Source organism: Ruminococcus sp. MCC718, assembly GCF_018783905.1.
Lineage (GTDB): Bacteria > Bacillota > Clostridia > Lachnospirales > Lachnospiraceae > Hominisplanchenecus > Hominisplanchenecus faecis.
Genome location: NZ_WQNP01000164.1, coordinates 121,626 through 130,933 on the forward strand (window position 1 = coordinate 121,626; position 9,308 = coordinate 130,933).

Annotated in this window: 6 protein-coding genes; 2 read left to right on the forward strand and 4 right to left on the reverse strand. The window is 44.8% G+C overall.

What is annotated here, in order from left to right; genetic code table 11:
- Positions 1-113: 113 nt before the first annotated feature.
- The 3 genes from GPK60_RS13525 to proC form a co-directional block, all read right to left on the reverse strand.
- Complete coding sequence (locus tag GPK60_RS13525; protein WP_173897700.1) at positions 114-4,160, reverse strand: glycoside hydrolase family 3 C-terminal domain-containing protein; 4,047 nt, start codon at positions 4,158-4,160, stop codon at positions 114-116.
- Between the two features lie 198 nt (positions 4,161-4,358).
- Positions 4,359-5,753 carry an aminopeptidase gene (locus GPK60_RS13530; protein ID WP_215660701.1) on the reverse strand — a complete coding sequence of 465 codons (1,395 nt, stop codon included), beginning with the start codon at positions 5,751-5,753 and terminating at the stop codon, positions 4,359-4,361.
- 12 nt (positions 5,754-5,765) lie between these two features.
- Positions 5,766-6,560: a pyrroline-5-carboxylate reductase gene (proC, locus tag GPK60_RS13535; RefSeq protein WP_215660704.1), complete on the reverse strand. Its 795-nt coding sequence runs from the start codon at positions 6,558-6,560 to the stop codon at positions 5,766-5,768.
- 278 nt (positions 6,561-6,838) lie between these two features.
- Here proC and GPK60_RS13540 point away from each other — a divergent pair, with 278 nt between their 5' ends.
- Both GPK60_RS13540 and GPK60_RS13545 read left to right on the forward strand, forming a co-directional pair.
- Complete coding sequence (locus tag GPK60_RS13540) at positions 6,839-7,663, forward strand: GNAT family N-acetyltransferase (protein ID WP_215660707.1); 825 nt, start codon at positions 6,839-6,841, stop codon at positions 7,661-7,663.
- A gap of 42 nt (positions 7,664-7,705) precedes the next feature.
- Positions 7,706-8,569: a class I SAM-dependent methyltransferase gene (locus tag GPK60_RS13545; RefSeq protein WP_022118715.1), complete on the forward strand. Its 864-nt coding sequence runs from the start codon at positions 7,706-7,708 to the stop codon at positions 8,567-8,569.
- A gap of 167 nt (positions 8,570-8,736) precedes the next feature.
- Here GPK60_RS13545 and GPK60_RS13550 read toward each other — a convergent pair whose 3' ends face one another.
- Positions 8,737-9,108, reverse strand: coding sequence for a hypothetical protein (locus tag GPK60_RS13550; RefSeq protein ID WP_215660709.1), 372 nt, complete (start codon positions 9,106-9,108; stop codon positions 8,737-8,739).
- Between the last annotated feature and the right edge of the window lie 200 nt (positions 9,109-9,308).

Below are 9,308 nucleotides of genomic sequence, written 5' to 3' on the forward strand. Positions count from 1 at the left end.
ATCATCCTGTATTGATTTTTTGTATATTTCAGGACTCCCTGACAGCAAAAAACGACAGAGGAATTACTTCCTCTGCCGCCTTTATTCTTTATTCTTCTTGTATACAGAATTTTTTAGAATCCTGCAACTTTCTCTGCTGCATACTCAAGGATCAGAGCTGCATCGCCTGTGTCTGCAACACCGTCACCGTTTACATCTGCTGCTGCCGCTGCATCTGCATCCAGTTCTGTCAGTTCTGCACTTGCTGCCAGAAGTGCGGTACTGTCGGCTGTTGTCACTGCACCATCGTTGTCTACGTCACCTAACAGTCTTGCTTCTGCAAGTTTCAGTGTCAGTGTACGAACTGCTGCGTTTACTTCATTCTGAACTGCATCATCGTTATCATAAACTGCCTGTGCATCTGCTTTTACATCTGCAAGTCCTTCGATGGTTGCTGCTACATAAGCATCGCTATCTTCCAGAACAGCTGCTGCTTTTTCAAGCATTGCTTTCAGGGCCGCTTTGTTGCCTTTCTTTTCCAAAGAGATCACTGCATCGATCAGATCGCTGTAAGCTTTGTTTACTTCTTCAGCGGTTCTGTTTTTGTTTGCTACAACAGCTTCTGCTGCTTTGATTACTTCATCCAGTTTTGCAAGAGAATTGCTTGTGTAATTTCCATCCTGAAGTTTCTTTGCAGATTTGATCAGGCTTTCCAGTGAGGAAAGATCTGCATTTTTCACTGCTTTGCTCAGCTCGTTCAGGATTGCAGTTGCTGCTGCATCTACGGTTTCCTGATCTGCATCTTCGTTTGCAAGAACGGCTTTACCGTTTGCTACTGCTTCTTCCAGATTTCCAAGGCTGCTGTATTTGTCTGCACGTACCAGCACTTTTTCAGCTTCTTTTATGGAGATTTCCAGATGTGTTTTCTCAACACCCTGTTCCAGGCTGTTCATTGCTGCCAGAAGGTCTGTCATTGCGTTTGTTGTCTCAATAACGGTTGCATCTGCTTTTGCTGCTACTGCTTTTGCTGCATTCAGAGCTTCTTCTACTGCTGCCCAGCTTGCTTTTGTATAATCAGAAGCATTCAGTTCTTCTACCATAGCGATCACTTTGTTTAAGGATTCAACGTTTGCAGAAGCTTTCTGTACGCTGTCTTTTGTTACGGTCTGATATGCTTTCAGGTTGCCAAGTGCTGTGCTGTAGTCTTTTACTTCTACACCATAACGTCTCTGCATCATGTTGGAGTTCATGATGATGTTCAGGTTGTTGATCGCACTCTTCTGTACATCGCCGAGGCAGATGATGTTGTTGTCTACATATTCACCTTTGTAAGTCAGAGTCTTGCCATCGTTGCTTACGGTTACAACATCGGTTGTTGCCGGTACGCTGAATGTTCCAGGATTGAACCATCCCTGACGATAGTTCAGATAGATTTCTTCACCGTTTACAAGGATTCTTCCGTCATCTGCAACGGTTGCTGTATAGCCTTCACCAAGGTTTGTGCTTACGGTCTTTGTTCCTTCTGCGGACGGTGTAAATTCATTCCATTTTGCAGAATATACTTTAACAAATCCGTACATCAGCTGAACATCGACTGCCACCTGTCCTCTTTCATCGAAATTCGGTTCTGCATCCTGCATACCGTTTACAATATTCTGTGCTCTCTCTGCTCCGCCCGGCATGATCATATCATTTCCTGCATGCATAGACTTCATCGGAGTAGAGGAACCGCCGTTCCAGTCAGTCATGATCAGACCGTCAAATCCCCATTCACCGCGGGCGATGTTGGTACACAGATCGTAAGAATCTGCAGTCGGTACGCCGTTGATCAGGTTGTAGGATGTCATAATAGACATCGGACGAGATTCTTTTACTGCAATTTCAAAACCTTTCAGGTAAATTTCACGCAGAGTACGTTCGCTTACGATCGTGTCAACTGCATTACGGTTACTTTCCTGGTTATTTGCTGCGAAATGTTTCAGGCATGCACCAACGCCCGGTGTTTCCTGAACGCCCAGTGTGCAGGCTGCTGCCATAACACCGGATACAACCGGATCTTCTGAATAGTACTCAAAGTTTCTTCCGCAGAGCGGATCACGGTGAATATTCTGAGAAGGTCCGAGCAGAAGTGTGATGTTCATTTCATCAACTTCTTTACCAAATGCAACACCGATACGTTTTACAAGGTCGGTATCCCAGGTCTGAGCCTGTACATAACTTACCGGCCATGCGGTACAATACTGGTACAGTGTCTGTTTTTCATCGCTTCCTTCAATGGTCGCATCAAATTTCTGTGCTACTCGTACACCGCCAGGACCGTCTGCAAGAACGATGCCCGGAATGCCATACTGATCGTAAACGGTTGTCTCACCTGCTGCACCTTTTACCGTAGAAGAGTTGCTTCCAACGATCGGAGAATTTTCATTGGCAACGCCCCATCCGCTTCCGCAGTTCAGAGCCGCCAGTTCTTCTACACTCATCTGTGCGACAAATTCGCCCATCGTAGCTTTTCCTTCAATGACATCTTTTAAAGTAGAATCTTTCTTTTCTACCACTTCTACTTTTTCGTACGGCTGTGTTGCTTCATAAGCAGCATCTGTTGTGTAAGTGGTTACTTCTTCATTTTCATATGCAGATGCATGGTCTTCTGTCTTGATTTCAGAAGCATCAACTTTGATAACCGGAGCTGCTTCTTTTTCTGCTTCCTCTGTTGGATAACTGTAGCCCTCTTCCGGTTTGCTCCATTCTACCAGATCTTCGCCGTCCGGAACTTCCATCTGGTTGGAAAGCTGTTCAGTCCGTGCGGTGTCATCCACTTCAATGGTTGCCTCAACACTGGTATTTCTGGAAGAATCACCGACACGCACATAGTATTTTCCTTTATCCAGAATATAAGCTGCCTGGTCTTCATTATAATATGCCATGTCTTTTGTATCATAAGAAATCGTCAGAATCTGCGATTCGCCCGGTGCAAGTTCATCCGTTTTTGCAAATCCGCCAAGTTCCTGATATTCTTTCTCTGCCTCTGCAGAATCCGGTGCGGAATAATAAACCTGTACGATTTCTTTTCCGCTGTAAGTGCTGCCGGTATTGGTAACTTTTACTTTTACGGTAACTTTATTGGCATCTGCTGTCACAGACTGTGTCTCAATTTTGAAATCTGTGTAGGAAAGTCCATAACCAAACTCGTATTTCGGTGTGATATTAAAGGTATCAAAATAGCGGTAGCCGACATAAATACCTTCGTTATAAACTTCTTTCTTGATGTTTTTGTCTGCATTTGCAAAGGTATCTGATGCCGGATAGTCACTGTAGTTTTCTGCCCAGGTATCTGCCAGTTTTCCGGATGGGGTCACGGCTCCGGTCAGAACATCCAGAAGTGCGTTGCCGCCTTCCTGACCTGCCTGTCCCATCAGAAGCATTGCATCCAGTCCGTTAATCTCGTTATAGAATTTTGTATCCATAATACCGCCGACATTCAGAACAACGATGGTCTTTTTAAAGGACGCTGCCACACGCTTCAGATTTTCACGTTCGAGATCCGTCAGATAATAATCACCAATATCATAAGATTCTCCGTTGTAAGTTCCCTTCGTCCCTGCCAGTGTACGGTCGGTACCTTCACCGGCATTTCGGCTGATGACATAGATTGCCGTATCGGAATCTGCGGAAGCATCTGCCAGCTCTTCATCACTGATCTCCATCTCAGGGAATTTGAAGCAGTTCATCGTACTGTTTCCTTCAATTTTGTGCTGTGCATCATAAGCATCTGCGTATGCATCGAGCATATCAGAGTTTACGATATCATAGCCAGCTTTTTTAAAGGTATTATAAATGTGGATATTATAACGTTCATTCAGATCTACATCCCAGGAACCACCTCCGGAAAGTCCTCCGTTGAACGGGTCACCGGAACCAAATCCGCCTTTGATGGTACGAACCGCACCGCTTCCGAACAGTGCCAGTTTTTTTGTCTTCAAAGGAAGTGTATGGTTTTCATTTTCCAGCAGAACCATACCCTGTCCGGCTGCCTCTCTTGCCAGTGCCGCATTGTCAATCTCCCGCTGTGTGATCTCATCACTTGTACTGGCTGCCAATGCAGAAGAACACGGTGCTGCGACCATACTCACTGCCAGTGCCGCTGCCATGGCACTTCTGATTTTTCTGTTACGTTTTTTCATTCTTTGCTCCTCCTTTTGCCCGTTTATACGTTTTGCTCTATGATTATAAATTTTACACAATTTTCTTTTGATTTTCCATGTAAAATTATACGTTTTTCTTGTAAATTTTTATTATGTATCAGAATATAGAGTCAGATTAATCAAAAACAGCAGAGGTTTTTATCTCCTCTGCTGCTCTTTTTTTTAAAAAATTACGGTTTAAAATTCTCGCTCGCCCATTTCTTCCAGAAATGCCAGATAGCCTTTAAATGCTTCATAGATATCTGCTTTGCTTGTCACTTCGAACGGTGCGTGCATGTTCTGCACTGCCACGCCGCAGTCAATGACTTCCATTCCGTAGTTTGCCAGGATATAAGCGATCGTTCCGCCTCCGCCCTCATCAACTTTTCCAAGCTCGGCTGTCTGGAAAGCCGCCTCATTTTCATCAAGGATCTTGCGGATTCTTGCGATGTATTCTGCATTTGCATCGTTGGAACCGGATTTTCCTCTGGAACCGGTAAATTTATTGAAGGTCAGTCCTTTGCCGAAAAAGGCACTGTTTTTCTTTTCCATGACGGCCGGATAATTTGGATCGTAAGCTGCACTGACATCGGAAGATAACATTCTGGAACTCTGAAGTGCTCTGCGTACTTTCAGTTCGCTGTAATCTCCGGCTGCATCCATAATCTCTGCCACTGCATTTTCAAAAAATCTGGAATGCATACCGGTCGCACCGACGCTGCCGATCTCTTCTTTATCTACCAGCAGGCATACGCAGGTGTACTGCGGTTTGTCAAGCTCAAACATTGCCCGGTAAGATGGGTAGGCACACACTCTGTCATCCTGGCCATAGCCCATGATCATACTCTCATCCAGTCCATAATTTCTTGCATTTCCGGCCGGAACAGCTTCCAGTTCTGCAGAAATAAAATCGGTTTCTTCTATATTATATTTCTCTTTTAACAGCTGAAGAATCTGCTTTTTGACCGGCTCTTTTTCTTCGCCTGAAAGCGGTATACTGCCGACTAAGATATTGAGGTCTTCGCCTTCTACCACTTCATTGCCACGTTTTTCCATCTGTTTTTTGCCAAGATGCGGAAGCAGATCGGAAATGCCGATAACCGGATCGGATGGATCTTCACCCAGTGCAATCTCCACGCTTGTTCCGTCTTTTTTTGCCACAACACCGTGCAATGCCAGCGGCATCGCAACCCACTGATATTTTTTGATTCCGCCGTAGTAGTGTGTTTCCAGCATCGCCAGACCATCGCTCTCATAAAGCGGATTCTGCTTCAGGTCCAGTCTCGGAGAATCAATATGAGCTCCTAAAATATTCATGCCCTTTTCCATAGCTTCTTTTCCGATATGGAACAGTGCCAGTGTTTTTCCCATGATGGAAACATAAACTTTATCGCCGGCCTGCAGTTTTTCACCGGATCTGCGAACTTCTTTCAGACTCCTGTAACCTTTTGCTTCTGCTTCTTTTAAAATCTCTTTTACACATTCTCTCTCTGTCTTGCATTTTGAGAGAAATGTTCTGTATTCTTCACAGAAATCATATACTTTCTTTTTGTCTTCTTCCGTATAAGATTCCCAGACTGTTTTCTCATTCATTGATTTTACCTCCTACATTTCCCGTCCTTTTTTGACGCAGGCTTTCATTGCTTCGATCACAGCACTTCGCATGCCCTTTTCTTCCAGAACACGCACTGCCTCAATCGTTGTGCCGCCCGGTGAGCATACCATGTCTTTAAGTTCACCGGGATGTTTGCCTGTCTCCAGCACCATCTTTGCACTGCCAAGGACTGCCTGTGCTGCGAAACGATATGCCTGTGCACGCGGCATACCATCCGCAACGGCCGCATCTGCCATCGCTTCAATAAACATAAATACATATGCCGGTGAACTTCCGCTGACGGAAACAACCACATCGATCAGACGCTCCGGAAGCATTTCTGCTTTTCCACAGCTCTCAAGGATTTTCAGCACATCCTGCATCTCTGCGTCTGACACTTCTTCGTTGCAGCACACGCCGGTCATGCCTTCCCCGACCAGGGCCGGTGTATTCGGCATGCATCTTACCAGCTTTACTTTTTTGCCAAACTGCTCTTCCAGCCATGCCAGTGTTTTTCCCGGTGCAATGGAAATGATAATTTTCTTTTCATCCACTGCATCTTTAATCTCACGGATCACTTCTTCATAAAAAATCGGTTTTACTGCCAGCACCAGCACATCCGCACTTTTCGCTGCTTCTATATTATCTGCTGTTACCTGAATTCCATAAGTATTTCTGGCATTTCCTCTGCTCGCCTCACTCTTTGCCGTCGCGATCACATCTTCTTTTGCACAGATCTCATTTTTTAAAATGCCGCCAAGCATGGCTTTCGCCATATTTCCGCAGCCGATAAATCCAAGTTTCATCGCTTTTCGCCTCCTGTAAATCCAGAACTTCTGTTTCTGATAATGCCAAATTGTACAAGTTACTTTGTTAGATAAAGTAATCTCAGCTATCATGCCAGAGACAGATTTTTCCGTTTCTGACATCACATATATACTTTAGCAAATCAAAGTACCATGGTCAAGCCTCACCTGTGTTCGACTTAAAGCAGAACTTGCTTGATTTTCTCATCTTGAGTCGCTATACTAAGAATGCCGGGTTTATCGATACCCGTTACCTAATTTACAAAGGAGCAATTTTTATGCAAAAAGACGCTGCTTATATGAAACTGATCGAGGAAATCTCACTGAACGCCTGGCCGTCCCACAAGATTGAGCTTTATGACGGCTGGCTGATCCGGTTTTCTCATAATTATACTTACCGTACCAACAGTGTGGAACAGGTTGGTGATTCTCTGATCCCGATCGAGGAGAAAATCGCTTACTGCGAAGCTCAGTACCGCAATTACCACACACCTTCTAATTTTAAGATCAATCCGCTTCTGGATCCGTCTTTTGATAAGCTTCTGGAAGAAAAAGGTTATGAGATCCGCCATACCACAGAGGTTATGACGATGCCGATGACAAATTTTCATCCTTATCCGGCAGAATCCGTAGAATATGAATATTATGGAAGGAATTCAAATCTACCTTCTTCTGTTTTTTATCCGGGACATATCGCTGTCCAGCTCCGCGACCGGATCACGGACGAGTGGATTGAGTCGCTGTTTCGTCTGAATGGCACGACCAGACCGACGCTTCGCCGCATTGTACCATCGATGTTCAAAGCGATCCCGAAAGAGACGATCGTCGCCTGTATTGAAATCGAAGGCCGCATGGTTGCCTCAGGTCTTGGTATTCTCGACCGCGGACACATCGGACTGTATGCGATCTATGTCGATGCAAGCTGCCGCAGAAAGCATTTCGCACGTGCGATCTGCAGTTCGATCCTGACCGAGGCTCAGAAAAAAGGTGCGACACACGCTTACCTTCAGGTTGTGAAAGGAAATACTGCCGCTAAAAATCTGTATACATCCCTTGGATTTGAGGATTTTTATACTTACTGGTTCCGTTCCAAAGAGGTCTGAAGAAGAATCAAAAAATAAACAAACACACGAAAGGACATTATTATGTGGATTGCTGAAAACTGGAAAGATTACGAAGTGCTTGACACTTCCAAAGGAGAAAAACTGGAACGCTGGGGAGATTATACTCTGGTTCGTCCGGACCCGCAGGTTATCTGGGATACTCCGAAAACACTGAGAGGCTGGAAACGCCCGAATGCACACTATCATCGCAGCAAACGCGGCGGCGGTGAGTGGGAATTTTTTGATCTCCCGGAACAGTGGAGTATTCACTATCAGAAACTGGGGCTGACCTTTCAGTTAAAACCTTTCAGTTTCAAACATACCGGTCTGTTCCCGGAACAGGCTACTAACTGGGACTGGTTCTCTGAAAAGATCAAAAAAGCCGGACGCCCGATCAAGGTTCTGAACCTCTTTGCCTACACCGGTGGAGCTACCCTGGCCGCTGCCGCTGCCGGAGCAAGCGTTACACACGTAGATGCCTCCAAAGGAATGGTTACCTGGGCAAAAGAAAATGCACGTTCTTCCGGACTTGGAGATGCACCGATCCGCTGGATCGTCGATGACTGTGTAAAATTCGTAGAGCGTGAAATCCGCCGCGGCAATCATTACGACGCCATCATCATGGACCCGCCTTCTTACGGTCGCGGACCAAAAGGAGAAATCTGGAAAATAGAAGAAGCGATTCATCCGCTCATCAAGCTCTGTGCAAAGCTTTTAAGCGACAAACCGCTTTTCTTTCTTGTAAATTCCTATACCACCGGACTGGCTCCTGCCGTCCTCACCTACATGCTGGCAACTGAACTTGCCGCTTTTCACGGACATGTAGATTCCCAGGAAGTCGGACTTCCTGTTTCCGGCAATGGACTGGTGCTGCCTTGCGGAGCATCCGGACGCTGGGAAATCTGAGAAATCTGATATTCAAGGATATCTCCGGCATTTTGCTGCGAGGTGCACACTATATATTGCGTAATATATAGTGTGCACTTCTGCAATCTGCCTAAGATCCCCCACCAGTACAAATTTGCTGCTCACCACTTTTCATAGAAATGGACGTTTTCTCAGACTAAAATAAATCAGTATTTTCTATTTTTCTTTATCTCGTGCAACAGCTCATCTGAAACCGCACAATACTTTTCATGCGTTATCGTATCACAGATGATGCCCTTTTTCCCAATAAACACAACATCTTCAAGATTAACAGATGCATTCTCATCCCCAAAATCAAACAGATCCTTTTTCTCTTTCAGAAATTCTCTGACATAGTAGTCCGCTTTAAAATAAACCAGACTCTCTTTACAATTTTCTGTATGTATAGATTCTGTAAATTCCGAATCTATATAAGAACCCATGATCTGTTTGTATCGAATATCTTCTCTCAATTCATCTACATGATCCAGATATGGACAAACGGTAAAGCAAACAATCTCCGTGTGTCTTAATATCACATCGATGAACGTTTGATATTCGTTTGCCTTTATTATAATTGCATTTCTGGCGTTATTGCGACACTTTACATACTTCATTCTTAATGTGAACTACTCGGTAACTGAGTTACCAGAGCATCCGAAATCTGGCGGGATACCGTCTTTTTTCAGGGTGCGTCCATGACACCAATACTGCTTGCCTTTCGGCTATGCAGCTACTT